We start from the raw sequence: 26,196 nt of genomic DNA, 5'->3' as shown, positions 1-26,196 counted from the left end.
GGGATTTTTGGCCCGACTGTGCACACGAATGGGTGCCTGCAGACCTGTCGTCAACCCTAAGCAGTAAACATGCCATCGCCTGCCACGAATGCACGGGTACCAACGGACCAAGGCGGTAATCTGACAAATGCTGTGTCGGGACGCATAGTCGGAGATCCGCACCCGAGAGAGATGATGGTTATGTCCGGCGCGACCGAGAGATTATGTGCATTGCAGGTATTACGGGCGATGGCCGCCGGTGTGGTGATATTTTCACATGCACAGGATACTTATGGCACCAAGGTCGCCGCCGCCTGGTCGCCATTATCTTCGTTCGCACTCGGTGATCTGGGAGTCAAGCTGTTCTTCTGCATCAGCGGATTCATGATCTTCAGTGCCGGTCGGCGGATGCCGTCAGGCGTGGGTTCCATGGCGGAATTCGCCTGGCGGCGGGTGGTGCGGGTAGTTCCCCTGTATTGGACGGTGACCTTTATCTACGCCGCAAAACTGGCGTGCCAGGGCGATCCGCCGACCGGCGGCGAATTGACCTCGTCGCTTTTCTTCATCGCACATAATGAATATGTCATTCGTCCGATTCTCGGTGTCGGCTGGACACTGAATTTCGAGATGTTCTTTTATGCGGTGTTTGCCGTGTCCCTGTTGTTCGATCGGAACATGCGGGGATTATGGGTGGCGGCCTGTTTCGGACTCATGTTCCTGTTGAAGTGGCAAGGCCTGACCGCACCGGCCGGTTCGCCACCCGTCGGCTCGGTGCCGGCCGGTTATCTGTATCTGCTGACCGATATCTGCCTCGTCTATTTCCTGATCGGCATGCTGCTGGCCTGGGCCCGGCCGCGCTGCATGCGCTGGATCGTGGCGGCCGGCATCTCGTCCGGTGGGGCACTGGGGCTGGCGGCAGGTGCGTTTTTCGCCTATTTGGTGATGTTGGCCCTGGCGCCCTGGCTGGGTTGGCTGGCGTGGTCGCCCGGAACATACGAGCCGGTTCTGGCGACGGTCGTCATGCTCGTCGTGGGTGCCTGCCTTCTCGAAACCAAGACCGGCGACCAGTCGGAAAGCCAGGTGTTCCGTGTGCTGCAACTGGCGGGTGACGCGTCGTACAGCAGCTACCTCACCCACGGATTCGTCATGGGACCGGCCGCGCGGCTGGTGGCCTTGCTCGGCATGAGCCTGCCGGTGGGCATGTTTTCGATGGCGATGCTGGTGGCTTGCACCGCGGTAGGCCTGCTGGTCCACCACGTGTTCGAAAAACCGTTGCTGAAGCGCTTCCGCACGCCGCCGTGGCCGGTTTTGCCGGCAAGTCCGGCGATTCAGCCGCCCAAGCGTTCCAGCAGTTCCGGAAGGTGAACCGACGCCAGCCAGGTGCAGACCACCAGGGCCGCACCGGCCGCTACCATGCCAGCGTAATGCGCGAACGATGGTGACGGGCCAACCGTGAGGTCTCCCCAGTCATCCATGCGTTGCTCGTCGTTCCTGTCTTGGTCGGCGAAGGGTGGATGCGAGGGCCGGGCTTTGTTTGCCTGCGGCAGCACGATGCGCTGGCGGGGTTCCTTGGCGGCGGCCAGCATGGCCAGGCCAGGGTGCTCCGGGCCCTTGAGCTGATCGGCCAGGACCGAATCCTCGAAATCCTGACGGGCCCGTACGCGGTGACGGGTGGGTTGCGGGGGCGGCAGCGAATCGCGCCAGCGGAGTGCAGTCATGTGCTGCATTCTCGTAAGGCGCGGCATGCTGCCCCTGGGGAAAACCGACCGTCGGCCTGTAGGAAAAAGCCGATGGTAGTGGGCGCTCGACAGCGTCAGCGTAACCGTCTGGCCGCCATGCGGCGCACCATCGCGGTGAACCATTTTTCGGCGAAGTCATGGCCGGCGATCAGTTGCTGGGTCAGGTCCGCACACTTTCGGCCGATGGCTTCCGGCAGGGCCACGTTGTCGCCTGCCATCGACAGGGCCTGGCATTGGATCTCGGCTGCACGCTGGACGGTCCACAGCAAAAAGAAGGTGCGCGCCACATTCGATTCGCACACCGCCACGCCGTGGTTGCGCAGCACCAGGATGTGTTTGTCGCCCAGACTGACCAGCATGCGTTGCTTCTCGTCTTCGAACAGGGTGATGCCCTCGAAGGTGTGGTACCCGATGCGGCCGGTCAGCTGCGCACCGTAGAAGTCGTCGTGTCCGAAACCCGCGCGTTTCAGGGCGATGGCCGAGATGGGCGTGGTGTGGGTGTGCACCACGCAATGGGCGTCGTGGCGTGCGCCGTGGATGGCGCTGTGCAGTGCGAAACCGGCCGGATTGGCGGGGTAGGGCGATGGTTCGACCAGCGCGCCCTGAAGGTCGACCTTCAGCAGGTTGGCGGCTGTCACCTCGTCGTAGTTCAGGCCGAAGGGGTTGACCAGGTAGTGACCTTCTTCACCGGGCAACCGTACCGAGATGTGGTTGAAGATCGTCTCTGTCCAGCCGAAATGGTCGATCAGGTGGTAGCCGTCGGCCAGCTGGCAGCGCAGCGCCCATTCGGTTTCGGAGCAGCCGGCGGGGCGGAGTTCGTCGGATGTGGCGAGGGTGTTCATGGCGGGCTCCATAAAAGGGTTCAGGCCGCGACGGCTGCGGCTGTTCTGGCATGTTCGCGGGTGCGTGCAAGCATCTCGCGGGTGGCGCTCATCGGAAGGTCGTACAGCGCGGCGATCTCGACCACCGCATCGCCGATCGCCGCAAGTTCCAGCGGCCGGCCGCGTTCGAAGTCCTGCAGCATCGAGGTGCGGATCGGCCCCATGGCAGTGCCCAGCGCCAGGAATTCGATGGGATCGATGGTCATGCGGGCGCCGTGGCAGGCGGCGGCGAGCATGGCTTCGAGCATGACGGCACGCACCGTGGGCAGCAGGTCGGCCCGGCTGTAGATCTGGTCCAGCGTGGCCCGTGTGGTCACCGACAGCGGGTTGCTGGTGAGGTTGGCGATGATCTTGGTCCAGAGCTTGTCGCGCAGACGGTCGATGACGCGGCCCTCGATGCCGGCGGCGGTGAGCAGTCCGGCCAGTGCCAGCAGGCGCGGGCTGCTGCCGTTGCCGGGCTCGCCGAGCATGATGAGATGCGGGTTGCGGGCCACCGCGCGTCCGGGCTCGGGTGACTCGGCGGTGATGAAGGTGACCGCACCGATGACCTGGTCCAGTGGCAGGTGGCGGCCGATGCTGCCGCCGGGGTCGACCGTCTCGACGGTGCGACCCTGGAAACGCCCGCCTTCGCGGTGGAAGTACCAGAAGGGCACTCCGTTGGTGGTCGGCACGATGAGGGTTTCGGGGCCGACCAACGGTGCGACCCGGGCGGCCAGCGTCGGCAGGTCCTGCGATTTGCAGCAAAGGAAAATGATGTCCTGCACACCGAAGGACGGCTGGTCGTCGGCGGTGACGCCTGCCGAAACGCTGCCGCCCAGGTCTTCCAGCCGCGCACCGTGACGACGCAGCGCCTGCAGCGTGGCGCCACGCGCCAGCACGCTGACGACGTGTCCGTCATGGGCCAGCCGTGCGGCCAGGGTAGAGCCGATGGCGCCTGCGCCGGCGATCGCGATGCGGCTCATGCCGGTGCACCCAGCCGGTGGTAGGCGCGGTTGAAATACGCCAGTCCGTGGGATTCCTGACCGCCGAGGCGCACCGAGCGCAGTTCGGCAAAAAAGATGCTGTGCGACCCGACATCGTGGATCTGGGTGATGTCGCCGTCGAAGTTGACCAGCGCGCCCTCGAGTGCCGGCGCGCCGGTTTCCAGCACCTGCCACGGCGCCTTGGCAAAACGCTGGTCCATCGTCACCTCGCGGTTGGCGAACAGGGCCGAAACATCCTGCTGGTCACCGGCCAGCACATTGACGCAAAGCCGTCGGTTCTCGACGAAGAAACGGTGGGCGAAGGAGTTGCGGTTCATGCACACCAGCAGTGTCGGCGGGGTGTCGGTCACGCTGCACACGGCGGAGGCGGTGAAACCCGCGAGCCCGGCCGCGCCATCGGTGGTGATGACGTTCACGGCGCCGGCCAGCAGGGCCATGCCGTTGCGAAAGTCGGTGGTGGAAATCATGTCGGCGTCCTTCCGGTGGCGGTTCAGATATCCAGCACGAGCCGTGCCGACCTGGCCCGCGAACAGCAGGTCATGATCTGGTCGTTGTCGGCCTTTTCCTCGTCGGTCAGGTAGACGTCCCGGTGGTCGCATTCGCCTTCCAGCACGGTGCAGACGCAGGTGCCGCAGACACCTTCCTCGCAGGAGACGTCGACCTTGATGCCGATGGTCTTCAGCGCCGCGACGATGCTCTGGCCGGCCGCCACCTGCACCGTTTTGCCGCTGGCCTTGGCGACCACTTCGAAGCCGGCGCCGCTGGTGTCGATGTCGGCGCTGAAGTATTCGCGGTGGATCTGTCCGGCGGGCAGGCCGGCCTTTTCGCCGGTGGCGATCACCCAGTCCATGAAACCCGACGGGCCGCAGGTGTAGAGATGGGTTCCGGCGGTGCCGGCGGCTGCCAGCAATGTCGGCAGCTGCAGTTTTCCTGCCTCGCCGGCATCGTCGAAATGCAGGTGCACGCTGGCGGCGAAAGGCGCGGCGGCCAGTTCGTCCAGGAAGGCGCTGCTGGCGGCCGAGCGGGCGCAGTAATGCAGCTCGAAGGACTTGCCTGCCGCATTGAGGGCATAGGCCATGGCGATCATCGGCGTGATGCCGATGCCGCCGCCCACCAGTACGCTGTGTTGCGCGTCGGCGGCCAGCGGAAAGTGGTTGCGTGGTGCGCCGATGGTGATCAGCGCGCCTTCGTTCAGCGTGTCGAAAACCGCGAGCGAGCCGCCGCGCGACGCCGGGTCGCGCAGCACGCCCAGCCGATAGCGGCCGGTCTCGGCCGGGTCGCCGCACAACGAATACTGGCGCACCAGTTCGGGCGTGAGGTGCAGGTCGATGTGCGCACCGGCCTCGAAGGCGGGCAGGGCGCTGCCGTCGGCGCTCTGCAGGTCCAGCACCACGGTGGCGCCGCCCTGAACGCTGCGGTTGCGGACGACGACTCGGTGTGTTTCAGTGGTCATTTCAAAACCCTCAGCGCATGAAGATGCCGCCGTTGACGTCCCACGCGGCTCCGGTGCAGGAATCGGCTTCGGGCGACGCCAGCTGGACGACCTGGGAGGCGATGAACCTGGGGTTGCCCAGGCGCTGTACGGGGATCATCGCGACCAGCTTTTCGAGCCGCTCGGCCGGCACGGCGGCGCGCACCGACGGCAGGTCGAGCGGGCCGGGCGCCATCGCGTTGACCGTGACACCGGAGGGCGCCAGTTCGCGCGCGAAGATCTTGGTCAGGGTGAGGATGCCGGCCTTGGACGAAGCGTAATGCGCGCCGGAAGCCGTGCCGCCGTTCTGTCCGGCCAGCGACGCGATGTTGACCAGCCGGCCGTAGCCGGCCGCCGCCATGCGGGCACCGAAAACCTGGCAGCCCAGGAAGGTGCCGCGCAGGTTGATGCGCAGCACGTCCTCGAACTCTTCCGGGCTGATCTGCATGACCGGTGTGGTCAGCGTCACCGCGGCGTTGTTGACAGCCACCTGCAGCCGGCCCCAGCGGGCTTCGACTGCATCGGCGGCGGCTTCGAAGGCGGCCTTCGAGACGACGTCCAGCGCCAGGCCGAAGGCGGTGGCGCCGCTGGCGTCGAGCTTGGAGGCCGCAGCCTCTGCGGCCGCGCCGTCGCGGTCGGTGATGGCCACGCGGTAACCGGCGCCGTGCAGCGCTTCGGCGATGCAAAGGCCCAGCCCGCTGGCGGCGCCGGTGACCAGGGCGTTTTGTCGATCTGCCATGGCGGTCATCAAAGGATGTAGCCGACAGCGGTCAGCGTGTCGGTGGAGTTGATCAGCTGCACGATCTTTCGCTGGATGCGGAAGCTGTCGCCATCGCGTTGCAGCTCGTAGGTGACGTCGGAGGTGTGCTGGCGAAAGCGATCCTTGCGGAACTCGCGCAGGTCCTGGGCGCAGCGCACGGTGACCCGGTCGCCGTCTTCGGACAGCAGGCGCAAACGCGAAACGCTGCGCACCGTGCGGGCGACCGGGGCGGACGAAATGGCCTCGCCGCCGACCAGCCGGGCCACGCGTTTTTCGCGCATTTGGCGGTCGTCGTAGGCGTAGTTGAGGGTGTTTTCGAAGTCGGTTTCCTTCGGGTCGATCGGGATCACGTAGACGCCGTCGGGCGCCCAGAGCTTCAGCCAGTCGTCGTACTCGGTGTGGTCGAGCATGTCGCTTTCGGCCCAGATGAAGGCGGCGGCTTTGTGGAGCAGGTCGATGTTCATGTTGTTGGCTCTTTCCCGAATCACGCGGTCATCATCTTTTTCCACTGCCGATATGCAGCGCGCATGCCGGTCTCGGCACTCACATCGCCGGCCACGCCGTCCTCGGTCTTCTTCTCGAGCGGCATGCCGCGGTTGAGCAGCACCCACAGGTCACGACCGGCCCTGGCGCCGGCCTGCACCCGTTCCCAGGCTTCGGAATCGTCCGGCGTGCCGAAACCCATGGGGCCCTGGAAATGCTCGTGCATGCGCAGCCGGGCACGGTTGCCTTCGGCAGGTCCGCCGTCCATCAGGATCACCGAATGGTGGATCTCGGTCTCGTCGACGGAAACCGGCTGCAGCACCCGGAAGAAAGCCATGGAGCAGGCGATGTTGGGGAACAGGTTCAGGTTGAAACCCGACCCTCCGACGGCACGCACGATCTTGCGGACCTTGGTTTCATCGTGGCCCTCGTCGCGCAGCTGTTGGGCGAGTTCCTCGTATTTGGTGGGGATGTCCTTGTCGAGGTCGGCGTCGAGGTCGATCAGCTCCGGGATCATCACCATCACGCTGTGGCCGTTGCCGAGGTCTTCGACGAAACCCTTGCCGGTGACGAAGTCGAGCATCTCTTCGGTCTGCTTGTCGACCGAGTGCAGAAAGCTGCGATGCACCAGCGGGAAGTGATAGGCGTCGGTCGTGTTTTCCAGCTGGATCTTCCAGTTGCCGGGGAACTTGAAGCGGTGTTCACCACCGACCTTGACCGGAAAACCGCCGCCCTGCTTCATGAACAGGTCCATCCATTTCTTCGCCGGGCCGAGATAGTCGGCCAGCGGTTCGATGTCGTCCTTGAACGTTGCGAAGACCATGCCGGCGTATTCCTCGACCCGCAGGTTGACCAGCGGCAGTTCGGCCTTGTCGAGGATGTCGCCATAGCTCTCGGGGTGCGGTACGCCGCGCAGGGAACCGTCGAGCGCATAGCTCCAGCCGTGGTACGGGCAGACGAAAGTGTTGGCCTTGCCCTTCTTGTGTTCGCACACCGTGGCTGCGCGGTGGCGGCAGCGGTTGAGCAGCACCCGCACCTGTTTCTTGCGGTCGCGCACCACGATGACCGGCTCCTTGCCCACCCAGTGGGTCTTGTAGCTGCCGACGTCCGGCACCTCGCTCACATGCGCCACCCAGACCCAGGTGTTGCGGAAGATCTTTTCCATCTCGTCATCGAAGATGGCCGCGTCGTTGTAGAGCGAGGTGTGGACCTTATCGTCCCGCACCAGGTCGGCGACGGGCACGTTCGGGCGATGGAAATGGAGGGTTTGGGCGGGTGCGTTCATGGCGGGCCTCGTGGGGAAGATTCGGATTCGGAATCAGGATGTCTGGTCGGCGTTGCCGGAGTTGTCGAAACGGCCGGGCACGGGCAGCGGTGCCGTGTCGTTCCAGGGGCCGGTGGGGCGGCTGAACAGGTTCTCGGTCTGGAAAAGGGCGATGCGCCAGGTGCCTTCTTCTTCCCGCAGTTTCAGCGTCAGCCGGGCGGCATTGAGATGCGACTCGGCGCTGGCGAATGTGGACGTCTGCAGCATCACCCAGCTGGCGTCGGCGCTCAGTGCATCGGCCGCGACGGCGATGGTTTCGGAACACAGAAAGTGCACGTTCAGCGCGAAGTGCGGCGGGCTGCACATATAGGTCTGGAACATGGCGGCGATGGCTTGGCGGCCGCGGTAGCCGCCGAAGCTGCCGGCGTAACGCGCACCCCGGCCTTCCCAGGTGGCGTCCGCAGTGAACAGGCCGGCCAGTTCATCCAGCGGGGTGGCCGAGTCGAGCCGGTCGCACAGCGCCATGTAGCGGGTGACGCAGGCGCGGATCAGGCCTTCGGCCTGCAGGCGGCGCAGCTGCAGTTCCAGCGCGGCGATCTTCTGGTCTTGCGTCATCGCCAGGCTCACGCTGCGTATGCAGGAATCGTCAGTTCGCGGCCGACACGCGCTTCGACCTTGGCGTATTTCCAGAGCTTGTAGGTGCCGTCGCCGACCGGGGTGGTGCGAAACAGGTTGCAGGCGGCGTGCACGCTGTCCAGGTCAGGGCAGTCGGCCAGCACATAGGTGGTCCAGGGCCAGCTGTCCGACGGGCCGACCATCGAGCGGTCGTCGTCCATGTTGCCGATGACGGTCACGCCCGGGAGGGCGGCGATGCCCTGCATCATCTGCACGAAGGCGGTCCAGACGTCCTTCATCTCCGCTTGCGTGGAGTCGAAGAAGTTCTGGTTGATGCCGATGCAGAACAGGGTGCGCAGGGGCGGCTTCTTATCGGTGGTCATGGGTGTGTTTCCTTGGTGATTTGTTTACAGATAACCGGGCAGGGGCTTCAAGCCGAACAGCATCGCGCCTGCGTTTTGATAGGTGATGTCGCCCATGAAGGCATGCTGGGTCACCACCAGGCTGTCCTGCACCTGGGTGGCCAGGGCGCAGTCGCGGCGGATGCCGGTCATGCCCGCCAGCATCTGGATGGAACGGGTCACTTCGGCGCCGGTGCGGGTGGCGTGGGTCGAAGAAAGCCGCAGCATGCTGACCTGGTCCGGTGTGGGTGCGCCGCCAGCGATCAGCACGTTCCATACCTCGTCCATGGCTTCGTAGAAAAAAGCTCGGGCGGCGCGCAGCTGGGCTTCGCAACGGGCGATTTCCATCTGAACCTGCGGCCGGTCGGCGGTGCGCGGTGCGCCGGTGATGCTGATGCGGCCGGTGGCCAGGCCTTTCAGTTCCTCGATGGCACCGCGCGCGATGCCCAGCGAAACCACGCTCAGCACCTGGGTGGCGAAAGACAGGCTGGGGTAACGGAAGATGGGTGCGTCCATCTGCGCCGGGCTGCCGCGCACGAAGGTCCATTCTTCCGGCACCAGCACCTTGTCCACCACCAGGTCGTGGCTGCCGGTGCCGGCCAGTCCGATCACGTCCCAGTTGGGTTTGACGGTAGCCCTGGCACGCGGCATGACGGCCATGCGTGGCAGGGGCTGGCCTTCGCCGCCGGCCGGCATGATGCCGACGCCGACCACGGTGGCGCCCATGCAGCCGCTAGAGAAACTCCAGCGGCCGGATACCTCGAAACCACCCTCGACACGCGGCACCGACTGCGGCGGAAAGATGCCGCCGGCAAACACCACGTCCGGGCCGTCCGCATAGATCTTGCGCAGGGTCTCCGGCGGCAGCGACGCCAGGTAGGTGACACCCATACCGAAGCTGGCAACCCAGCCGGCCGAGCCGTCCGCCTGCGAGATGCGTTCGACCAGTTCGCAGAACTGGCGCGGCGACTTCTCTTCGCCGCCGAGCGACCTGGGCACCAGCGCGCGGTACACGCCGTGGGCCTTGAAGCTGTCGATCACGTCCTGCGAGATGAACTGCTGTTCGCCGAACTCGTGGCGACGGGCACGGATGTCGGCCAGCAGTTCTTCGAAGGACGGCCTCGCGGCGGCCATGGGCGCGGTAGCGGGCGCTTCGTCGGCGGTTTCGGCAGTCGCGGATTGGAGGGTCAGCATCGGTTTCTCCGGCAGTAATTACCCAATAAGGTAGCCGACTTTTACGTGAACAGTCAACTAAATACGCTGCCCAAAACAGTCGAGTTATTTGGGTGCGTCCACCGATGGCAAAAGCACCAAACCGGAGCCACGCGCACCAGTTTGGTAGGGGAAAACACCGAAAAAACAAAATTCGGGGGCGGGTGAAGCCGTAGGACTTTCTCCATGAAATCCCTAGGATTAACGCTTGAATTCGCGACTAGTATCGCGGCCACTGTTTGGTGGAAAAACGTGAACGTGGCACGAATTCTGCTGACGGCTCCCACAGACCGTCCCCTACGATGCGGTCCCCAAATCTGTTTTTTCTTCGAGGTCTTTTCATGTCACTGAAACGCATGCTCCCCGTGGTCTTCGCCGCTGCCCTCTGCGCCTCGGGCCTGGCCCATGCCCAGATCAAGATCGGTGTGGTGTCTTCGTCCAGCGGCCCGGTGGCGCTGGTGGGCATTCCACAGAAGAACACCGTGGCGCTGCTGCCGAAGGAAGTGGCCGGCCAGAAGATCGAATACTTCTCGCTGGACGACGCATCGGACCCGACCGCCACCGTGTCGGCGGTCAAGAAACTGATCAACGAAGACAAGATCGACGCGCTGATCGGGCCCAGCGGCTCGCCCAATGCGATGGGCGTGATCCAGTTCATCGCCGAAGCCGGCGTGCCCATGCTGGCACCCGTCGGCACTGCGGCCGTGGTGCTGCCGATGACCGATCAGAAGAAGTGGGTCTTCAAGACCACGCAGAACGACGATCTGATCGCCACCGCGCTGGTCGACCACATGAAGGCGACCGGCGTGAAGAGCGTCAGCCTGATCGGCACCGCCGATCCGTACGGCGAAAACTGGGCCAGGGTGATGGGCGGCCTGCTGTCCGCCGCCGGCATCAAGCTGGCGTCTTCGGAGTCCTTCCAGCGCCGCGACACATCGTTGACGGCGCAATCTCTGAAGACCATCGCCGCACGCCCCGACGCAGTGCTGATCGCAGCGCCGGGCAGCTCGGCCGTGCTGCCGCAGACCACGCTGTTCGACCAGGGCTACAAGGGGAAGGTCTATCAGACGCACGGCGCCGCGCTCGACGAATTCCTGAAGCTGGGCGGCAAGAAGGTCGAAGGCACCATCATGGCCGCCAGCGGCATGCTGGTGCTGGATGAAATCCCGGCCAGTAACCCGACCAAGGCCATCGCTTCGAAGTACATCGCCGACTACGAAAAGATGTACGGCAGCAAACCCGCGACCTTCGGCGCCAACGTGTACGACGCCGGCATGCTGCTGCAGGCCGCCATTCCCGCCGCGCTGAAGAAGGGCAAGCCGGGCACGCCCGAATTCCGCGCCGGCCTGCGTGATGCGGTGGAGCAGACCAAAGAGCTGGCCGCCACGCAGGGCGTCTACAACATGACGGCCGCCGATCACAGCGGTTTCGACAAACGCGGCCGCGAACTCATCACCGTCAAGAACGGCGGCTGGGCGCTGCTCAAGTAAGAAGAAGAACGCATGGATCTGCAAATTGTTCTGCTGCTGGGCCAGGACGGACTGACGAGCGGCGCCATCTACGCGCTGCTGGCCCTGTCCATCGTCCTGGTCTTCAGCATCACACGGGTGCTGCTGGTGCCGCAGGGTGAATTCGTCACCTTCGGCGCCATGGCCATGGCCGGCATGCAGGCGGGCAAACCCGCCGTGCTGGCCTGGCTGCTGCTGGGGCTCGCCGTGCTGCGGGCGCTGGCCGCGCTGCCCTCGGTGTGGCGCAGCCGCCGGCCGCCGGCGCGGGGCGTGTGGGGCATGCTGGCCTATGCGGTCGCCTTGCTGATGGTGATGAGGTCGCTGCCGCTGCAGAGCTTGCCGATGACGGTGCAGGGCCTGCTGACGCTGGCGCTGATCGTGCCGATGGGGCCGTTGCTGTATGACATCTGCTTCAAGCCGATCGCATCCGCCCACGCCCTGGTGTTGCTGATCGTGTCGATCGCGCTGCACGGCGTGCTGGTGGGCCTGTCGCTGCTGATGTTCGGCGCGGAAGGTGCCCGCAGCGAGCCGTTTTCGGAGGGCGGTCTGGAACTCGGTCCGGTGATGTTCAAGGCACAGACGCTGTGGGTCATCGTGCTGTCGCTGGTGCTGATCGTGGCGCTGTTCGTGTTCTTCAACCGCACGCTGTACGGCAAGGCGCTGCGGGCCACGGCGGTGAACCGGCTGGGCGCCGAGCTGATGGGGATTTCGCCGACCTTCGCCGGCCAGGCCAGTTTTGCGCTGGCCGCTTTCATCGGCGCGCTGTCGGGCATCCTGATCGCGCCGCTGACCACGCTGTATTTCGACAGCGGCTTCCTGATCAGCCTCAAGGGTTTTGTCGGAGCCGTCACCGGCGGGCTGATGAGCTACCCGGTGGCCGCGCTGGGCGCCACGGGTGTGGGACTGGTGGAGTCTTTCTCGACCTTCTGGGCGAGTGATTACAAGGAAGTGATCGTGTTCACCCTGATCCTGCCGTTCCTGCTGTGGCGTTCGTTGACCACGCGCCATTCGGAAGAAGAAGCATGAGCGCAGTGCCGACTTCTTCTGTTCGTACCGAGCCCGTCATGCCGCCATCCAGCCAATTCATCCGTCGTGCCGTGCCGGCCGTGGTCGCCCTCGCGCTGATCGCTGCCGTGCCGCTGCTGCCGAGCTTCTACGTCACCCTGTTCAACAACATCGGTCTGGCCGCGCTGGTGGTGCTGGGCCTGGTACTGCTGACCGGCGTGGCCGGCATGACGAGCTTCGGCCAGGCCGCTTTCGTCGGCATCGGCGGCTACACCACCGCCTGGCTGGCCAGCAGCGCCGAACTGCCTTCGTGGCTGCAGTGGGCTGGCGGATCGCCGCTGGCCGCATTGCTGCTGGGCGTTTTGCTCACACTGGCCGTGGCCGGTGTGCTGGGGTTGATCACGCTCCGGCTGTCGGGCCATTACCTTCCGCTGGGCACCATCGCCTGGGGCATCGCGCTGTATTACCTGTTCGGCACCTTCCAGTCGCTGGGCGGCTATACCGGACTGTCGAACCTGCCGGCGCTGAAGCTGGCGGGCTTCACGCTCGACAGGGGCGAAGAGATCTTCTACCTGATCTGGGCGCTGGTCCTGGCCTCGGCCTGGGGCGCTCGCAACCTGCTGGATTCGCGTTCGGGCCGGGCCATCCGTGCGCTGAACGGCGGCCAGGCCATGGCGGCTTCGATGGGCGTGAACGTGTTCCGCGCCAAGCTCACCGCCTTTTTGCTGGCGGCGCTTCTGTCGTGCCTGTCGGGCTGGTTGTATGTGTATACCCAGCGCTTCGTCAGCCCCACGCCTTTCAGCATCAACGCGGGCATCGACTACCTGTTCATGGCGCTCATCGGCGGCGCCGGCCAGCTGTGGGGCGCCATCGTCGGCGCGGCGGTCTTCGTGCTGGCCAAGAACGGCCTGGAAGACATCCTGCCCAAGATCTTCGGCAGCACCGGCAACTACGAAGCCATCGTGTTCGGTGTGCTGATCGTGCTGCTGATGCACCGCGCCCCCGGCGGCATCGCCGGCTGGGTGCAGAGCCGCTGGGGCGGCCGCGGCGCCAGGCGGTCCGTGCCCGATGCACCGGCATTGCCGCGCAACGCCATGCCGAGGCGCGGCGACGCGGTGCTGGAGGTGCGCGGCCTGACCCGCCGGTTCGGCGGACTGGTCGCCAACAAGGACATCGACTTCGACCTGCATGCCGGTGAAGTGCTGGCGGTCATCGGGCCGAACGGCGCGGGCAAGAGCACGCTGTTCAACCAGCTGTCCTGCTGCGATACACCGACCGCCGGGCAGATCGAGTTCAAGGGCCGTTCGGTGGTCGGCTGGAATGCTCGCCACATCGCGGCGGCCGGCCTGGCCCGCACCTTCCAGCATGTGAAGCTGCTGCCCCGCATGAGCGTGCTGGAGAACGTCGCCATCGGCGCCCATCTGCGCGGCCGGCAAGGGCTGCTGCGCAGTGTGCTGCGACTCGACCGGCATGAAGAGTCGCGGTTGCTGGCCGAAGCGAAACGGCAGATCGAACGTGTCGGCCTGGGTGCCTTCCTGCACACAGAGGCCGGCAGTCTTTCACTGGGCCAGCAACGCCTGGTCGAGATCGCCCGCGCCCTGTGCGCCGACCCCTGCGTGCTGCTGCTGGACGAGCCGGCCGCCGGTCTGCGCCACGGCGAAAAACAGGCGCTCGCCACGCTGCTGAGCAAGCTGCGCGAAGAAGGCATGGCGGTGTTGCTGGTCGAACACGACATGGACTTCGTGATGAGCCTGGTCGACCGTGTGGTCGTGGTGGTGTTCGGCGAAAAGATCGTCGAAGGTTTGCCGGAAGCGGTGCAGGCCGATCCGCGTGTTCTGGAAGCGTATCTGGGAGTGGCCGAATGAGCGCCGTGCTGAAACCCGTCGCGGCTGCCGAGGCGCCGCTGCTCCTGCAAGTGAAGGACCTGCACGTGAGCTACGGAAAGATCGATGCGGTCACCGGTGTCTCGCTGCGGGTGCGCCAGGGGGAGATCGTCACCGTCATCGGCCCCAACGGCGCCGGCAAGACCACGCTGATGTCGGCCGTCATGGGTGTGCTGCCGTCGCGTGGCGAGATCACCGTGCCCGGCACCGCACAAGACACCCGCGACGACGACCGCGACGTGGCGGCCCGGGTGCGCGATGGCATCGCCCTGGTGCCCGAGACCCGGGCGCTTTTCGGCAGCATGTCGGTCGAGGACAACCTGCGGCTGGGCGCTTTCCGGTTCCGTCGCGAACCCAAGGCCCGGCACGTCGAGGCGCTCGAAGAAGTCTTCTCCCTCTTTCCCCGGCTGAAGGAGCGCCGCGGTCAGGAGGCCTCGACGCTGTCGGGTGGCGAACGCCAGATGCTCGCGCTGGGACGCGCCCTGATGGGCCGGCCCCGGCTGCTGATGCTCGACGAACCCAGCCTGGGCCTGGCTCCGCTGATCGTGCGGGACATCTTCCGGATCATTGCCGACCTGCGCAACCGCGGCGTTTCCATCCTGCTGGTGGAACAGAACGCCCGCGCCGCATTGAAGGTCGCCGACTACGCCTACGTGCTGGAACTGGGCCGCGTGGCCATGGAAGGCCCGGCCGACGTCATGGCAGCCGATCCCCGCGTGGTGGAGGCTTACCTGGGCAGCCAGGGCAGGCACCAGGCCATGTTGAGCACCTGATTTTTCAACCCAAGAGCGAGAGAGAAGCATGATGAAGAAGAGTTTCGTGGCGCTGGCCGTACTGGTCGCATCGGGCGCCGCCATGGCCCAATCCTCGGTGACCCTGTTCGGTGTCGTCGACACCGGCGTCACCTATCTCAAGAGCGATGGCGCGGCCGGCCACAAGGTCGGCCTCTCGAGCGGCAGCAACGCCGCCAGCCGCCTGGGCTTCCGTGGCACCGAAGACCTGGGCGGCGGCCTGTCGGCCGGCTTCTGGCTCGAAGGAGCCCTGGGTATCGACACCGGCACCGGCACGGCCGGCGGCGCACTGATGTTCCAGCGCCGTTCGACCGTCAGCCTGTCGAGCAACACCTTCGGCGAACTCCGCCTGGGCCGGGACTTCCTGGCCACCTGGTGGAACGTGGCCCTGCTGGATCCGTTCGGTGCACGTGGCGTGGGTTCAAGCGCTGCCTTCTTCAACCTGGCCGGCGGCAGCAACAACGCCGGAAACATGATCGGTTACGTGCTGCCGAGCAACCTGGGCGGCGTGTACGGCCAGCTGCAATATTCGTTCGGCGAAAAGAACAGCACGTCGCTGAACGACAAGCAGAACAACATCGTCGCCGGTCGCCTGGGCTATGCCAGCGGTCCGCTGAACATCGCCGTCGCCTACGCCGACTTCAAGCAGTTCGTCGGTGCTTCCGACGTTGCTCCGCTGGCGGTCGGCCGCGACCTGAAGCTGGCCAACTTCGGCGCGACCTGGGACTTCGGCGTGGTCAAGCCGATCGTCTATTTCGGCCAGGAAAAGGTCGACGGCAACCCCGTCGGCAATAACAAGGTCAACTCGTACCTGCTGGGCCTGACAGCACCCATCGGTGCCGGCGAACTGCGTGCCACCGTGTCGCGCTACGACGTCAAGGACAGCGCCAACGACTTCAACAAGTTCGCGCTGGGCTACGGCTACAACCTGTCGAAACGCACCCAGGTCTACGGCACCGTGGCCCGCCTGAGCAACAAGGGCAGCAGCACGCGCAGCCTGGGCGTGGACGGCCTGACCACGCCGGGCGCCACCAGCGCCGGCGGCAATTCGACCGGCTTCGAAATCGGTGTGCGCCACGCTTTCTGATCTCCTGAAATTGCGGCCGCGAGGCCGCGTGTGACATTGCGAGTTTTGGGCGAGTCCGGGGGGACTCGCCCTTTTTTAATGAAGGACCGCCAGATCTATGAGCGCCATGAACCGATTCGTCCAGCCGCAACGCAGCGCCGTCGAGATCCACCAGGCCATCGCCCGTCGCGAGACCACCGCCGAAGCCGTGGTGCGGCAGGCGGCCGAAACCATCGACAGCCTCGAACCGGCGTTGCACGCCTGGAAGCTTCGTGGCGATGCGCAGGCACTGGCCGCCGCCCAGGCGCTGGACCGGCGCATCGGGTCCGGCCAGAGCATCGGGCCGATGGCCGGCGTGCCGCTGGCGGTCAAGGATCTGCTGGACACCGCCGACCTGCCGACCGCTTATGGATCGATGGTCTATGAAGGCCATCGACCGGCTGCCGATGCCGCGGCGGTGCGGCGTGCGCGGGCGGCCGACGCCATCGTCATGGGCAAGACCGTGACCACCGAATTCGCGTATTTCACGCCCGGCCCCACGGCCAACCCCTGGAACATCGAACACACGCCGGGCGGCTCTTCCAGCGGATCGGCTGCGGCGGTGGCCAGCGGCATGGTGCCCCTGGCTTTCGGCTCGCAGACGGCGGGTTCGCTGATCCGGCCGGCATCCTATTGCGGCGTGTTCGCGCTCAAGCCGACCTACGACCTGGTGAGCGGCGAGGGCGTCAAGGCATTCGCGCCGTCGCTCGACACCCTGGGCTGGCTGGCCAACAGCGCAGAAGACCTGGAACTGATGCGCGCCGCCTTGATGGCGGAGACTTTCGAAGCTCTGCCGGACGCTGACGGCATGCGCCTGCTGAGCTGCCGCACGCACGAATGGGACCACAGCGACGCCTCCGGCCGGCAGGCCTGGGAAACCGCCCACCAGCGCCTGTCGAAGGCCGGCGTGCCGGTGGCCGAGCTCGCCTTGCCCGCCGCCCTGGCCGGCCTGATGCAGGCGCAGAAAACCGTGATGGCTTACGAGGCCTGCCGCAACCTGGCGTTCGAAGCCGAGCATCACGCGGAACGCATCAGCCCGCATATCCGCGACCTGGTGGCGACCGGCCGCGCGGTGAGCGAAGCCGACTACCGGTCCAGCCTGGAGATCGCAAAGGACGCATGCGCCAAGGTCCTGTTTTTGATGGGCGATGCCGACGCCTTGCTGGTGCCCGCCGCGCCGGGCGAGGCACCCGAGGGCCTGTCGGCAACCGGTGACCCTGTGTTCAGCCGTGTCTGGACACTGCTGGGTCTGCCGTGTGTGAACGTGCCCGGTCTGTTCGGCCCCAACCGGCTGCCGATCGGCATGCAGCTTGTGGGCCGGCCGCGGCAGGAACGAGCCCTGCTGGCGGTCGCCGCACGGCTGCATCCGCTGCTGGCGGCCTGATCAGGAAGAAGCCGCAGGCGCCGGAGCTTCCGGCGTTTCGAGAATGGGGTGGTCGCCGCCGTGCAGGTTGCGGAACACCACCCTCAGCGATTCGTTGAGCTTTTCGAGCTTGAGCGGCGTCAGGCCGTCGAAGCTGCGTTCGAACAGGCCGTGGGTGGCGTCGCTCACCCGCTGCAGCTGCTGCAGACCGGCCTCGGTGATGGTCACCATGGTGACCCGGCCGTCGTCCTGCGAGGTGGCGGTGGTGACGAGTTCGTCTGCCTTCATGCGGTAGACGATCTTGGTGGTGGTCGATAGCTTGGCCACCGCGTGCACCGCGATTTCGGAAACGCTGCTGACGCCCTGTTCATGCAGTATGGCCAGCACCCGCCAGGTCGAAAGGTCGCAGTTGACCACCTTCAATGCCCGCTCCATCTCTTGTGTGTAGAGGGTGTTGACGCGGGCGATCCAGTAGAAAGGCCAGTCGGCACGATGGAACTCGGGACCGGACGGGTTGAAGCGTTTCGAGGAGCGGATGGCCATGGCGTTTGCAGGATGGCTGGCGCGAACAAGGCTCGCCGGCGGAGGAAGAACAGAGCGGATATTTTAGCCGTCGGCCAAATTCTGAAAGGCTTGATCCAGGTCCGGAAAGCGGAATGAAAACCCGGCCGACAGGGCTGCCGCAGGCACCGCGTTCTGGCCGTCCAGCAGCAGGCTGCCCATCTCGCCGGTCAGCAGACGCAGCGGGGCGGCGGGCAGGCGAAGGAACACCTTGCGGCCAAAGGAAGCCGCCAGTGCCCGGGTGAAATCCGCCTGTGACCTGACGTCGGGCCCCACCGCGTTGAGGGCGCCTTTGAGGCCGCCGGTTTCAAGTGCGAAACGCAGCAGGGAGACGGCATCGTCATGGTGGATCCACGGCGCTGCCTGATGGCCCGAACCCAGCACCGCGCCCAGCCCCAGGCGGGCGCTCTGCGCCAGCATCGGGTACGCGCCACCGCCATGCCCGAGCACCACGGCCAGGCGCAGGCGGACCACACGCACGCCGAGTGTTTCGGCCTTCAGGGCTCCCTGTTCGACGGCGGCGCAAAGGTCCGACTGGAACTGGCCCGGCTGCGGTGGCCCGGACTCGTCTCTCGGTTCGAAGGAGTCACGGGCCGACGCACCGTAGAAACCGACGGCCGATGCTGCGACCAGCACTGCGGGTCTGCGCTGCAGCCGGGCCATCAGCTCGAACGCGGAAGCAGCGGGGCCGAGGCGACTCTGCAGCAGTTCGCGGCGTCGGGATTCGGTCCACGGCATGCCCAGCACCGGAGCTCCAGCCAGATTGACGACGGCGTCGATGCGGCTGTCGTCCGGCAGGTCGTGCAGGCTGCGAACGATCAGCGCCCGACTGCCCAGCAAGCGCCTTGCACGCTGAAGGTTGCGGGTCAGGGCGATCACCGTCCGGCCTTCCTGCAGCAGTCCGGCCACCAGGGTGCGGCCGATGAAGCCGGTGGCTCCGATGACGAGAATGGCTTCAGGTTTCATGCAGCAGTGGGCGGCGAGGCCGTGTCAGTTGATGGGTTTCAGGTGCACATGGGCCGAAGGGCCGCCGTGCGGATGCTGGTGCGGCTGGCCGCTGGCGCCTAGCGGCACCATGTGGATGTTGCCGTGGCGCACTCCGCGCAGAGCCACAAGCTGGTCGGCACAGGCGCGCACCGCATCGGTAGCGCCGCGCAGCACGGCGGTTTCCAGGCAGTTGTCGTGATCGAGGTAGCTGCGCACGCTGCTCACCACCAGGTCGTGGTGGTCGTGGTGCAGGTCGAGTACGCGAGTGGTGACGGTGGGTTCCCGGTGGTCGTAGACATAACTCACGTTGGCGATGCACCAGTCGGCATGCGGGTGGTGGTGACCGTGATGATGATCGTGACCATGGTCGTGCGCCGCTTCCAGGGTGACGCTTCCGATGCGGGCGCGAATCAGGTCGCGCACCGCCTCCGAGCGGTTGACGTAACCGCGGGTGGTGATGAACTCGTCGAACTGCCGGGCTAGTTCGTCGTCCAGCGAAAAGGTAAGGCGCTGCATGGCGTCGGAAATGAAAACGGGGATGGACCCATGATAGGTCCACCCCCGTGACGTCGATGCGGCAGGCGGCGCCGCAGCGGGTCTGTTTTAGATACGCCCCATGAGCAGCAGCACCAACAGGATGACGACCACCAGGCCGACACCACCGCTCGGGCCGTAGCCCCAATTGCGGCTGTGGCCCCAGGTCGGCAGCACGCCGATCAGGATCAGGATGACGACGATCAGAAGAATGAATGACAGCGACATTTTGTGGCTCCTCGAGCAATGTTGGTATGGGGCCATTGTTAGAAAGCCTCCAGGCCTTGGTTCGCAGGATGGGGGCCCCGTGGTGCGTCAGGTTTTGCGCCTAGTCGCCGTCAGTTCGGCAGGCCGCGGGAGCGCCGTTGGGACGCTTCGTACGGCGGCTCCGAAGAACAGCATCAACAGCATCCAGCGCGTCGACCTCGATGCCGACGCGCGCCGATCGAATATCCAGTTCGAGCGTTGGCGGACCTGATTTAAATCGAGGCTTGCGTCCAGGTTGGGCGGGATTTCATGGGCAAGCAGGAAGTGGGCGGAGCAGTCAGCCATGCGGGGAATCTCTGACGCCCCTGTGACCACGAAGCCAACACCAGCAGGGTACGTCCAACTCCAGTGGGGAGTGAAGACGCAAGCTGGCTAAGTTCAGCCTGTGTCACGGCTGAAAGCCGTGCGGCGTCGAATGGAGCGGGTGATGGGAATCGAACCCACGCTATCTGCTTGGGAAGCAGAAGTTCTGCCATTGAACTACACCCGCGTTTCCTATCCTGTTGATGGATAAGGGGTTTTTCCGCTAAGACGTTGAAGTGTATGAGAAAAGTCGTTCCGCTCCAACTTTTCGCGGCCCGGATTGACCCATCCGAACCCTAATACACTTGCCCGCTTGGCGTAGGTTTTGGCGTAGGTTTTTAGCCTAGCCCTTTTCCTACGCCGCCGCCCCGCGTTTTAGCGCGGCTCGACTGCTGGCCAGGAGTATAGGTTCAATGTTTTTCGATGCGCGTGCAGCCAAGCTTTTGAAGCCCGGCGAGCACTTGGTGGTCGACGGCTGCCAAGGGTTGCGCCTCGAAGTTTCGTTGCGAAACAAGAGTTGGATCTACCGCTACAAGTCGACCACTGGGCTGATGAAACAGGTCCGCCTCGGGCAGTGGCCCGCCATGCCCGTCCAAGTCGCCGCCGCCGCCTGGCAGGAGAAACGCAGTCAGGTTGCTGCTGGCCAGGATCCGGCGGTGGAGAAAAAGGCAGCGCGAGCAGCTGCAGCCGAGGTCGAGCGCTTGCCGACCGTCCGTCGAATCATCCGTGAGTACGTCGACGAGAGCTTGAGGGTCAACCGGAAAGCGGCGGGCGCAACAGCTGCCGAGCGTGCGTTGACCAGGTTGTGCGATGAGGAGCCGACGTTCGCGGCCAAGCTGGCCAGCGAGGTGACCCGCTCCGATGCCTATCGCGTGTTGGACCGGCGAAAGGAAACGCCAACGGCTGCGGCGAAGTTGCGCTCGCTGCTCGGCGCCGCCTGGGACCATGCGCTCGATGCCGGCCGCATCGGCGAGACGCCGAACTGGTGGCGATCAGTGCTCAAGGGCAAGTTGCAGAGCAAAGGGAAGATCGTCGGCGGCGCCCACGTCGGCCGCAAACGGCGGGTGCTGCAAGAGGGTGAATTGAGCACGCTGCTGGGCTGGCTGCCTAACATGCACGCCGAGGCGCGCGAGGCCATCATTTTGTATTTGTGGACCGGCACGCGCGGATCCGAGATCCTGGCTATGCGGCCGGAGAACATCACTCAGGAGGGCGATGACCTGTGGTGGACGATCCCGAAGCAGCAGACAAAGAATGCTCGTTTCGAGGAGGCCACTGACCATCGTGTTCCGTTGTTCGGTTGGGCTCGGGAGGTGGTCGAGGACCGGATACAGCGAGTGAAGCACGAGGGCTGGTTGTTCGACGATGGTGGCGACGGACATTACGAACAGTCGCAGCTGTCGACCTACATTTACGATTTGCAGCCTTACTCAGCAAAAGTGAGACGCAGGAAGGGGCGAGGGTTAGTTCTACCCGTATCTGATTGGACACCTCACAACCTTCGTCGCACTGCTCGCACTATGCTTGCTTCCTTGGGCTGTTCAAACGAAATTGGCGAAATCATCATTGGCCATTTGCCCCCCACAATCGTCGGAATCTACAACTCGTATACCTACGATGCTGAGAAACTGGTTTGGTTGAAAAAGTTATCCATTCGCATGGAAGAATTGGCTACTTCCCGCTTGTCTTTTGGTTAATCACTAAAGTTTATGAAACTCAAAATTAATGAAGAAGAACTCGCTCATGAGGGCTTGAGCGCAGGCGTGGAAGCAGAGGCTGAAATGCCTGCCAATAATCAGCCATTTGATCCTGCGTCTATATCTCTTTCATCTAAAGTGGTCGCTTTGGATGCGGTTTTGCGAAGACTTAAGAACGGGACTATCCAACTTGCTCCTGCATTTCAACGTAATTACGTATGGGATCAGGAAAGAAAGAGTTTGCTTATCGAATCTATGATGCTGCGAATTCCGTTGCCAATGTTTTACGTATCCGAAGATAAACAAGGCGTGTGGGAGGTAGTTGACGGACTGCAGCGGCTTACAACCATCAGAGACTTCGTGCTGGGACCTGATGCTGATGGCAAAGGTCTTATATTAAAAGGCTTGGAATTTTGGGGGGATCAGTTCGATGGGAAAGATTTCTTTTCCATTGAGCGCAAGATGAGTGCTACTTCCAGAGTGGTAAATAACATAATGGAGGCTGAGCTTTCTTTTACCATCATAAATCCTGACACGCCGGAGTCCGTTAAGCGGAACATTTTCAAGCGAATTAACACTGGAGGGATGCGGCTTTCTTCTCAAGAAATTCGTCATGCCCTATATCAAGGGCGGGCAACCGAAATATTGAAGGAGTTGGTTGAGCTCGGTTTATATCGCAGATACGTCGGGAAAACGGTGCGGGATGACAGAATGGCCGGTCGTGAATTGCTGTTGCGGTACATGGCGTTTCACCTAAGAAGTCCTTCGGCTTTTCGCGGAGATATGGATGAGTTTCTCTCTGATACCATGCGATTTCTGAACGGCGACATTGAGCTTGACATTGTTGTAAGTCCGGAAGCGACTATCCAGCACTTTAGGGTGTCACTCTCGCGCTGCATTAATCTTTTTGGAGAGCACGCTTTTAGGCGATCGCAAAGCGGCGAACGAAAGACGCCGCTGAATAAGTCGCTATTCGATGTTTGGATGTATTACATGGTGCGCCTTCCAAAAGAGTGGTATGAAAAAATTTATCAAAATTCAGTGCCGTTTCTTAAGGAATATTATTCAATGTTTGAAGATGAAACATTTGCTTATGCCATTGGGCGGCATGGTGGCGAAGTGCGCGGAGTAGTTGAGCGGTACGATAAAATTTCCTCCCTGCTGTTGAAATACAAATGATCGATACTTTAAAAATCCAAGGCTTTAAGTCCCTTGCTGATATTGAAATTGGCTTCGGCAAGCTGACAATCCTTGCTGGATTCAATAATTCCGGCAAAAGCTCGGTCTTGCAAGCCCTCAGATTGGCTATTTTGGCTGCATCTAATCAGAATGTTGTATTGCCTGGGCTCGGGGGATATTCGGAGTTTAAGTCGCAGCTCACTTTGCCCAAGGGGGAGATTAGTATAATTGCCGAGCAGACCGATGGCGGATACGGCGTTGTTATAGACGAAAACTATGTATGGCCGCGTTCATTTCAGCAGCCGACAATTCCATTTCTGCAGCATATTAGTGCCGATCGGTGGGGTCCAAAAGTAGAGCTGCCGACCCTGCCGGATGGAAGTTTTGCTGGAGTGGGTGAGTACGGACAATATAGTGCGCATTTTGCAGACCAGTTTGAATCATGCGAAGTGCACAAATCATTGAGGCACCCAAGTTCAGTAGGTATTACGCTTCGACATCAATTGATTGCGTGGATGGGGGAGATATCGCCAGGCATTAAGTTGGACTTTGATATACAGCCTAAATTTGATGCGTCGCGGATCGCTGTTCATGGTCATAGAGCAACAAACTCCGGATTCGGGATAAGCTACGCGCTGCCAATTGTGCTATCAGTTCTAGGAATGACCGGCAGTGAAGGTTCCAGTAAAGGGTTGCATCGGGTGGCAATGTGGTTTTCAACGCTACGGGATCGCGGTGGACTTCTAGTGCTCGAAAATCCCGAGGCGCATTTGCATCCCAAAGGACAAACGGCGCTAGGTGAATTGGTCGTTATGGCCGCGGAGGCTGGACTACAGATAGTTGTAGAGACGCATAGTGATCACTTTTTGGATGGTGTAAGGCTTGCTGTTAAAGAACGTGTCGGTATAAAGGAGGGGGATGTAAAAATATACTATTTGCAAGGAGATGAGATTGAAGGATCCAAGGCAACAGAAGTTTTGCTTCGGAAAGACGGGAAAATTGCAGAGTGGCCAAAAGGGTTTTTCGATCAGATGTCGCGTAATTTAATGCGTTTGAGCAGGCGAAACTGATGATTCCCTTTTACTTGCACGAAGAATCTTTGGCGAAGACTATCCTGTCCCTGCCGGCAAGTGAACAGGCTTTGGAAAATCTCCTGGACGTTATGGCCGTGGCGGGTGGTAGTGACGGTATTTCTTTGCACATGCCTGGAGACTTTTACTCCCTGGTTATAGACGGGACGGAAATAGCCCAGTATATTTTTGATGGCGCGCATCTCAACTCCCGCGACTCAATCCTGCGGGTTCAGCGGGATTTGGATCAGCTGATTGACTGTATTTGGTGTAAGTCAAGTTATCAAGAATTTATTGCCAATAAGGTTGGCGCTTTAATACTTGATGAGCAAATGAGCAGTGGTCTAGCTTTTGCCCACGGGACTTATGGCGTATCCCGGCTGGAAGATGCCGCGATTGCGGTGCGAGGATTATTCCTTGTGCTCAATAAAAAAGAAGCTGAGTTAAATGCCTTGCTGGGGTTTATGTTTCCCAATTTATATTTTTTTGGAAAACCGTCCTTTGGTAAATTAGGTCTATCGTATGTCGAGACTAAAGATCAACTGTTGCTTACTCTTGGCTGGCTTAACGACGTCGGCAAATTATCGTTCGAGGGAAATAATCGCCTCGATGAACTTGCAGCGCAAGCTTCCGCAGTTGGTGTGTCCATCTCGCCGGAGAGTCCCAAAACGCGGGCAAACGCTGCGGCAATGGCTCAGCGTCATATTGAAATAAATGATGCGCGGATATGCTGCGAATGGCACGCCAAATTATCCAACACCAAGGGTAGGATTCATTTCTATCCATGGATAGCCGACCGCCCACCTGCAGTGAGGGAAAAAGCAGGAGAAAAGCTTATTATTGGAATTTGGGCGGATCATTTAAAAACTTAATTTTTTCATGCGGCTACAATTTGGGGGCGGTAGCAGATCAGAGACCGGGCGCTCGTTGCCCCATTCGCGCAGCTCTTTTACGAGCCAAGCGACCCGCCCATTGCTGAGCCTACGAGGACGCGGCAGATCGCCCTTCGAAACGAGGTGATCGATGGTGGTTTCTGAAATTGACAGAAAAGCCGCAACCTGAGGCTTGGCGAGATAGTGGGGTTCGATGTGAATAACCGGCGACATCGACAGTTTGCTCATGAAATCCTCCGGAAAGAAACGACCCACACCCAAGGGTTGGGAGTCCAGGTACACGCGCCGTTAGGTGAATCCCAAAGCGAGGCATACGATTCGCGCGGCTCAAGTCCCAAGTGCTTGTCCTCCACGCCGAAATAATTGTGATCGTCGGTCCGCGTCACGCCTTCGGCGAGTGCATGCGACGCACTGATGGCCTGCGGTCGCTCGACGCGCACGTCGGTCACGGGGGTTTGGCGGCAGATTGCCAGGCGTTGGTTAGTGGACATCATGGTGATGGCTCCTCAAAACTGAGCTTCGGCATGGCCGGCGGCGCGAGGGGCGTGCGTGGCGCACGGCGGATGGCCGATGAACATCACCGGGCGGGAAAGCGCGGCATCGGCCATCGCAAGGGTGGCTTCACCCAGCGCGACCAGACTTCCGTCGTTCTGTAGGTCGCAATCGGCTTTGATGTCGTGCCACTGGCTGCTATGCCGCGCGGTGTCGTCAGCCAGTCGGGTGACTTCCTGGCGATGGACACGCACTACCTGCAGCCGCACGCCCAGGTCGCGCAGCGCAGCAACCTCGACCGGGTCGCGCAGATCTGTCACCGCTATGCGTGCGTTGCCGATACCCACCTTGCGCGCGATCCAGCTGGCGACGATCTGCGCGTAGTGGGCGGGTTCGTAACGGCGGCGGTAGGTCGCCCAGGTCTGCATCACCCAGCGCGGGCTTCGACTCGCGTGCAGGCTCTCGTCGCAGTCGAACGCCCAACGCACGAACGCCGGGTCGTTGCACATGCCTACCGCCAGGGCCGGAATCGACAGTTCTTTTGTTGGCCGGTGCGTCAGCATCCGTTGGTCGATGTGCCAGGCCTCTGCGATCTCGCGGCGCAGGGCGTCGGCGAAGGCGATGGAAACAAAGCCTCGGTGGGTCACCAGGGCGGCCGCGGCGGTGTCTTTCCCCGCACCCGCGGGACCGGTGAAGGCCAGCACGGTGGCCGCTGCGCGTTGCTTTAGTGCGGCCCGTTTGGTCGCTTCGATGTGGGTCGTAGTCATGGT

General features: G+C 62.8%; 29 protein-coding genes and 1 tRNA gene. 11 read left to right on the top strand and 19 right to left on the bottom strand.

Annotated elements, in window-relative coordinates; genetic code table 11:
• Window positions 1-69: 69 nt before the first annotated feature.
• A complete protein-coding gene (locus AC3ANW_RS12620) occupies window positions 70-1,344 on the top strand; it encodes an acyltransferase family protein (RefSeq protein WP_488341194.1) in 1,275 nt (424 codons plus the stop codon).
• Here the strand turns inward: AC3ANW_RS12620 and AC3ANW_RS12615 are convergent.
• From AC3ANW_RS12615 to AC3ANW_RS12565, 11 genes are all read right to left on the bottom strand, one after another.
• Complete coding sequence (locus AC3ANW_RS12615) at window positions 1,308-1,697, bottom strand: hypothetical protein (RefSeq protein WP_488341193.1); 390 nt, start codon at window positions 1,695-1,697, stop codon at window positions 1,308-1,310. The two genes, AC3ANW_RS12620 and AC3ANW_RS12615, sit on opposite strands and share 37 nt — an antisense overlap.
• 95 nt (window positions 1,698-1,792) lie before the next feature.
• On the bottom strand, window positions 1,793-2,560 hold the full coding sequence (locus AC3ANW_RS12610; protein ID WP_488341192.1) for a class II aldolase/adducin family protein: 768 nt from the start codon (window positions 2,558-2,560) through the stop codon (window positions 1,793-1,795).
• A 20-nt stretch (window positions 2,561-2,580) separates the two neighbouring features.
• On the bottom strand, window positions 2,581-3,561 hold the full coding sequence (locus AC3ANW_RS12605; protein WP_488341191.1) for a ketopantoate reductase family protein: 981 nt from the start codon (window positions 3,559-3,561) through the stop codon (window positions 2,581-2,583).
• Window positions 3,558-4,049, bottom strand: a complete 492-nt coding sequence (locus AC3ANW_RS12600) for a flavin reductase (RefSeq protein WP_488341190.1) — start codon at window positions 4,047-4,049, stop codon at window positions 3,558-3,560. The genes AC3ANW_RS12605 and AC3ANW_RS12600 overlap by 4 nt, the downstream gene beginning before the upstream one ends.
• A gap of 23 nt (window positions 4,050-4,072) precedes the next feature.
• The gene (locus AC3ANW_RS12595) at window positions 4,073-5,035 is read right to left on the bottom strand and encodes a PDR/VanB family oxidoreductase (RefSeq protein ID WP_488341189.1); all 963 of its coding nucleotides are present in this window, start codon (window positions 5,033-5,035) and stop codon (window positions 4,073-4,075) included.
• Window positions 5,036-5,045: 10 nt separating this feature from the next.
• Window positions 5,046-5,792 carry an SDR family NAD(P)-dependent oxidoreductase gene (locus AC3ANW_RS12590; protein ID WP_488341188.1) on the bottom strand — a complete coding sequence of 249 codons (747 nt, stop codon included), beginning with the start codon at window positions 5,790-5,792 and terminating at the stop codon, window positions 5,046-5,048.
• 8 nt (window positions 5,793-5,800) lie between these two features.
• Window positions 5,801-6,277 (bottom strand): aromatic-ring-hydroxylating dioxygenase subunit beta, encoded by a 477-nt coding sequence (locus tag AC3ANW_RS12585; protein WP_488341187.1) that lies wholly within the window; start codon window positions 6,275-6,277, stop codon window positions 5,801-5,803.
• A gap of 20 nt (window positions 6,278-6,297) precedes the next feature.
• The gene (locus AC3ANW_RS12580; RefSeq protein ID WP_488341186.1) at window positions 6,298-7,581 is read right to left on the bottom strand and encodes an aromatic ring-hydroxylating oxygenase subunit alpha; all 1,284 of its coding nucleotides are present in this window, start codon (window positions 7,579-7,581) and stop codon (window positions 6,298-6,300) included.
• Between the two features lie 33 nt (window positions 7,582-7,614).
• Complete coding sequence (locus AC3ANW_RS12575) at window positions 7,615-8,175, bottom strand: nuclear transport factor 2 family protein (RefSeq protein WP_488341185.1); 561 nt, start codon at window positions 8,173-8,175, stop codon at window positions 7,615-7,617.
• A gap of 8 nt (window positions 8,176-8,183) precedes the next feature.
• A complete protein-coding gene (locus tag AC3ANW_RS12570) occupies window positions 8,184-8,558 on the bottom strand; it encodes an IacB protein (RefSeq protein ID WP_488341184.1) in 375 nt (124 codons plus the stop codon).
• A 24-nt stretch (window positions 8,559-8,582) separates the two neighbouring features.
• Window positions 8,583-9,770 carry an acyl-CoA dehydrogenase family protein gene (locus tag AC3ANW_RS12565; RefSeq protein WP_488341183.1) on the bottom strand — a complete coding sequence of 396 codons (1,188 nt, stop codon included), beginning with the start codon at window positions 9,768-9,770 and terminating at the stop codon, window positions 8,583-8,585.
• Between the two features lie 359 nt (window positions 9,771-10,129).
• On the opposite strand from AC3ANW_RS12565, the gene AC3ANW_RS12560 reads away from it, so the two are divergent.
• The 6 genes from AC3ANW_RS12560 to AC3ANW_RS12535 all read left to right on the top strand — a co-directional run bounded on the left by AC3ANW_RS12560 (window position 10,130) and on the right by AC3ANW_RS12535 (window position 17,464).
• Window positions 10,130-11,278 (top strand): ABC transporter substrate-binding protein, encoded by a 1,149-nt coding sequence (locus AC3ANW_RS12560; protein ID WP_488341182.1) that lies wholly within the window; start codon window positions 10,130-10,132, stop codon window positions 11,276-11,278.
• Between the two features lie 12 nt (window positions 11,279-11,290).
• Window positions 11,291-12,322, top strand: a complete 1,032-nt coding sequence (locus AC3ANW_RS12555) for a branched-chain amino acid ABC transporter permease (protein ID WP_488341181.1) — start codon at window positions 11,291-11,293, stop codon at window positions 12,320-12,322.
• Window positions 12,323-12,360: 38 nt separating this feature from the next.
• Window positions 12,361-14,166, top strand: a complete 1,806-nt coding sequence (locus tag AC3ANW_RS12550) for a branched-chain amino acid ABC transporter ATP-binding protein/permease (RefSeq protein WP_488341180.1) — start codon at window positions 12,361-12,363, stop codon at window positions 14,164-14,166.
• Window positions 14,163-14,957 (top strand): ABC transporter ATP-binding protein, encoded by a 795-nt coding sequence (locus AC3ANW_RS12545; RefSeq protein ID WP_488341179.1) that lies wholly within the window; start codon window positions 14,163-14,165, stop codon window positions 14,955-14,957. The genes AC3ANW_RS12550 and AC3ANW_RS12545 overlap by 4 nt, the downstream gene beginning before the upstream one ends.
• Before the next feature lie 31 nt (window positions 14,958-14,988).
• Window positions 14,989-16,062, top strand: coding sequence for a porin (locus AC3ANW_RS12540; RefSeq protein WP_488345417.1), 1,074 nt, complete (start codon window positions 14,989-14,991; stop codon window positions 16,060-16,062).
• A gap of 97 nt (window positions 16,063-16,159) precedes the next feature.
• Entirely contained in the window at window positions 16,160-17,464 is a 1,305-nt protein-coding gene (locus AC3ANW_RS12535; protein ID WP_488341178.1) for an amidase, read from the top strand.
• Here the strand turns inward: AC3ANW_RS12535 and AC3ANW_RS12530 are convergent, their stop codons facing one another.
• The 5 genes from AC3ANW_RS12530 to AC3ANW_RS12510 all read right to left on the bottom strand — a co-directional run bounded on the left by AC3ANW_RS12530 (window position 17,465) and on the right by AC3ANW_RS12510 (window position 20,282).
• Window positions 17,465-17,986: a MarR family winged helix-turn-helix transcriptional regulator gene (locus AC3ANW_RS12530; protein ID WP_488341177.1), complete on the bottom strand. Its 522-nt coding sequence runs from the start codon at window positions 17,984-17,986 to the stop codon at window positions 17,465-17,467.
• 63 nt (window positions 17,987-18,049) lie between these two features.
• Window positions 18,050-18,970, bottom strand: a complete 921-nt coding sequence (locus AC3ANW_RS12525) for a TIGR01777 family oxidoreductase (RefSeq protein ID WP_488341176.1) — start codon at window positions 18,968-18,970, stop codon at window positions 18,050-18,052.
• 24 nt (window positions 18,971-18,994) lie between these two features.
• A complete protein-coding gene (gene nikR / locus AC3ANW_RS12520; protein ID WP_488341175.1) occupies window positions 18,995-19,507 on the bottom strand; it encodes a nickel-responsive transcriptional regulator NikR in 513 nt (170 codons plus the stop codon).
• An 87-nt stretch (window positions 19,508-19,594) separates the two neighbouring features.
• Window positions 19,595-19,753, bottom strand: a complete 159-nt coding sequence (locus tag AC3ANW_RS12515; protein WP_488341174.1) for a DUF3309 family protein — start codon at window positions 19,751-19,753, stop codon at window positions 19,595-19,597.
• 455 nt (window positions 19,754-20,208) lie between these two features.
• A tRNA-Gly gene (locus AC3ANW_RS12510) sits at window positions 20,209-20,282 on the bottom strand.
• Between the two features lie 226 nt (window positions 20,283-20,508).
• Between AC3ANW_RS12510 and AC3ANW_RS12505 the strand changes: the two genes are divergently transcribed.
• Genes AC3ANW_RS12505 through AC3ANW_RS12490 form a run of 4 tightly spaced genes read left to right on the top strand, consistent with a single transcriptional unit; the run spans window position 20,509 to window position 24,913 of the window.
• The gene (locus AC3ANW_RS12505) at window positions 20,509-21,792 is read left to right on the top strand and encodes a tyrosine-type recombinase/integrase (protein WP_488341173.1); all 1,284 of its coding nucleotides are present in this window, start codon (window positions 20,509-20,511) and stop codon (window positions 21,790-21,792) included.
• Between the two features lie 12 nt (window positions 21,793-21,804).
• Window positions 21,805-22,971 carry a GmrSD restriction endonuclease domain-containing protein gene (locus AC3ANW_RS12500; protein WP_488341172.1) on the top strand — a complete coding sequence of 389 codons (1,167 nt, stop codon included), beginning with the start codon at window positions 21,805-21,807 and terminating at the stop codon, window positions 22,969-22,971.
• Entirely contained in the window at window positions 22,968-24,041 is a 1,074-nt protein-coding gene (locus AC3ANW_RS12495) for an AAA family ATPase (protein ID WP_488341171.1), read from the top strand. Before AC3ANW_RS12500 ends, AC3ANW_RS12495 begins: the two co-directional genes overlap by 4 nt.
• A complete protein-coding gene (locus AC3ANW_RS12490; RefSeq protein ID WP_488341170.1) occupies window positions 24,041-24,913 on the top strand; it encodes a hypothetical protein in 873 nt (290 codons plus the stop codon). The genes AC3ANW_RS12495 and AC3ANW_RS12490 overlap by 1 nt, the downstream gene beginning before the upstream one ends.
• Here the strand turns inward: AC3ANW_RS12490 and AC3ANW_RS12485 are convergent.
• The 3 genes from AC3ANW_RS12485 to AC3ANW_RS12475 are packed head-to-tail and all read right to left on the bottom strand — an operon-like array spanning window position 24,902 to window position 26,193.
• On the bottom strand, window positions 24,902-25,162 hold the full coding sequence (locus AC3ANW_RS12485) for a helix-turn-helix transcriptional regulator (RefSeq protein ID WP_488341169.1): 261 nt from the start codon (window positions 25,160-25,162) through the stop codon (window positions 24,902-24,904). The two genes, AC3ANW_RS12490 and AC3ANW_RS12485, sit on opposite strands and share 12 nt — an antisense overlap.
• Window positions 25,159-25,428, bottom strand: coding sequence for a hypothetical protein (locus AC3ANW_RS12480; RefSeq protein ID WP_488341168.1), 270 nt, complete (start codon window positions 25,426-25,428; stop codon window positions 25,159-25,161). The genes AC3ANW_RS12485 and AC3ANW_RS12480 overlap by 4 nt, the downstream gene beginning before the upstream one ends.
• Before the next feature lie 12 nt (window positions 25,429-25,440).
• Entirely contained in the window at window positions 25,441-26,193 is a 753-nt protein-coding gene (locus AC3ANW_RS12475) for a hypothetical protein (protein WP_488341167.1), read from the bottom strand.
• Between the last annotated feature and the right edge of the window lie 3 nt (window positions 26,194-26,196).

The sequence above is a fragment of the Xylophilus sp. PBN-3R genome, from assembly GCF_057747805.1.
The sequence above is the reverse complement of the archived record's forward strand: the minus strand, read 5'-3'. Positions and strand labels throughout refer to the sequence as shown.

Bases quoted from the DNA above. Each gene is read 5' to 3' on its own strand.
- AC3ANW_RS12530 (WP_488341177.1), bottom strand. From the start codon at position 17,986: ATGGCCATCCGCTCCTCGAAACGCTTCAACCCGTCCGGTCCCGAGTTC.
- AC3ANW_RS12565 (WP_488341183.1), bottom strand. From the start codon at position 9,770: ATGCTGACCCTCCAATCCGCGACTGCCGAAACCGCCGACGAAGCGCCC.
- AC3ANW_RS12490 (WP_488341170.1), top strand. From the start codon at position 24,041: ATGATTCCCTTTTACTTGCACGAAGAATCTTTGGCGAAGACTATCCTG.
- AC3ANW_RS12615 (WP_488341193.1), bottom strand. From the start codon at position 1,697: ATGACTGCACTCCGCTGGCGCGATTCGCTGCCGCCCCCGCAACCCACC.
- AC3ANW_RS12545 (WP_488341179.1), top strand. From the start codon at position 14,163: ATGAGCGCCGTGCTGAAACCCGTCGCGGCTGCCGAGGCGCCGCTGCTC.
- AC3ANW_RS12475 (WP_488341167.1), bottom strand. From the start codon at position 26,193: ATGACTACGACCCACATCGAAGCGACCAAACGGGCCGCACTAAAGCAA.
- AC3ANW_RS12495 (WP_488341171.1), top strand. From the start codon at position 22,968: ATGATCGATACTTTAAAAATCCAAGGCTTTAAGTCCCTTGCTGATATT.
- AC3ANW_RS12605 (WP_488341191.1), bottom strand. From the start codon at position 3,561: ATGAGCCGCATCGCGATCGCCGGCGCAGGCGCCATCGGCTCTACCCTG.
- AC3ANW_RS12585 (WP_488341187.1), bottom strand. From the start codon at position 6,277: ATGAACATCGACCTGCTCCACAAAGCCGCCGCCTTCATCTGGGCCGAA.
- AC3ANW_RS12550 (WP_488341180.1), top strand. From the start codon at position 12,361: ATGCCGCCATCCAGCCAATTCATCCGTCGTGCCGTGCCGGCCGTGGTC.
- AC3ANW_RS12505 (WP_488341173.1), top strand. From the start codon at position 20,509: ATGTTTTTCGATGCGCGTGCAGCCAAGCTTTTGAAGCCCGGCGAGCAC.
- AC3ANW_RS12610 (WP_488341192.1), bottom strand. From the start codon at position 2,560: ATGAACACCCTCGCCACATCCGACGAACTCCGCCCCGCCGGCTGCTCC.
- AC3ANW_RS12600 (WP_488341190.1), bottom strand. From the start codon at position 4,049: ATGATTTCCACCACCGACTTTCGCAACGGCATGGCCCTGCTGGCCGGC.
- AC3ANW_RS12595 (WP_488341189.1), bottom strand. From the start codon at position 5,035: ATGACCACTGAAACACACCGAGTCGTCGTCCGCAACCGCAGCGTTCAG.
- nikR (WP_488341175.1), bottom strand. From the start codon at position 19,507: ATGCAGCGCCTTACCTTTTCGCTGGACGACGAACTAGCCCGGCAGTTC.
- AC3ANW_RS12570 (WP_488341184.1), bottom strand. From the start codon at position 8,558: ATGACCACCGATAAGAAGCCGCCCCTGCGCACCCTGTTCTGCATCGGC.
- AC3ANW_RS12555 (WP_488341181.1), top strand. From the start codon at position 11,291: ATGGATCTGCAAATTGTTCTGCTGCTGGGCCAGGACGGACTGACGAGC.
- AC3ANW_RS12485 (WP_488341169.1), bottom strand. From the start codon at position 25,162: ATGAGCAAACTGTCGATGTCGCCGGTTATTCACATCGAACCCCACTAT.
- AC3ANW_RS12560 (WP_488341182.1), top strand. From the start codon at position 10,130: ATGTCACTGAAACGCATGCTCCCCGTGGTCTTCGCCGCTGCCCTCTGC.
- AC3ANW_RS12620 (WP_488341194.1), top strand. From the start codon at position 70: ATGCCATCGCCTGCCACGAATGCACGGGTACCAACGGACCAAGGCGGT.
- AC3ANW_RS12525 (WP_488341176.1), bottom strand. From the start codon at position 18,970: ATGAAACCTGAAGCCATTCTCGTCATCGGAGCCACCGGCTTCATCGGC.
- AC3ANW_RS12515 (WP_488341174.1), bottom strand. From the start codon at position 19,753: ATGTCGCTGTCATTCATTCTTCTGATCGTCGTCATCCTGATCCTGATC.
- AC3ANW_RS12480 (WP_488341168.1), bottom strand. From the start codon at position 25,428: ATGATGTCCACTAACCAACGCCTGGCAATCTGCCGCCAAACCCCCGTG.
- AC3ANW_RS12590 (WP_488341188.1), bottom strand. From the start codon at position 5,792: ATGGCAGATCGACAAAACGCCCTGGTCACCGGCGCCGCCAGCGGGCTG.
- AC3ANW_RS12500 (WP_488341172.1), top strand. From the start codon at position 21,805: ATGAAACTCAAAATTAATGAAGAAGAACTCGCTCATGAGGGCTTGAGC.
- AC3ANW_RS12535 (WP_488341178.1), top strand. From the start codon at position 16,160: ATGAGCGCCATGAACCGATTCGTCCAGCCGCAACGCAGCGCCGTCGAG.
- AC3ANW_RS12575 (WP_488341185.1), bottom strand. From the start codon at position 8,175: ATGACGCAAGACCAGAAGATCGCCGCGCTGGAACTGCAGCTGCGCCGC.
- AC3ANW_RS12580 (WP_488341186.1), bottom strand. From the start codon at position 7,581: ATGAACGCACCCGCCCAAACCCTCCATTTCCATCGCCCGAACGTGCCC.
- AC3ANW_RS12540 (WP_488345417.1), top strand. From the start codon at position 14,989: ATGAAGAAGAGTTTCGTGGCGCTGGCCGTACTGGTCGCATCGGGCGCC.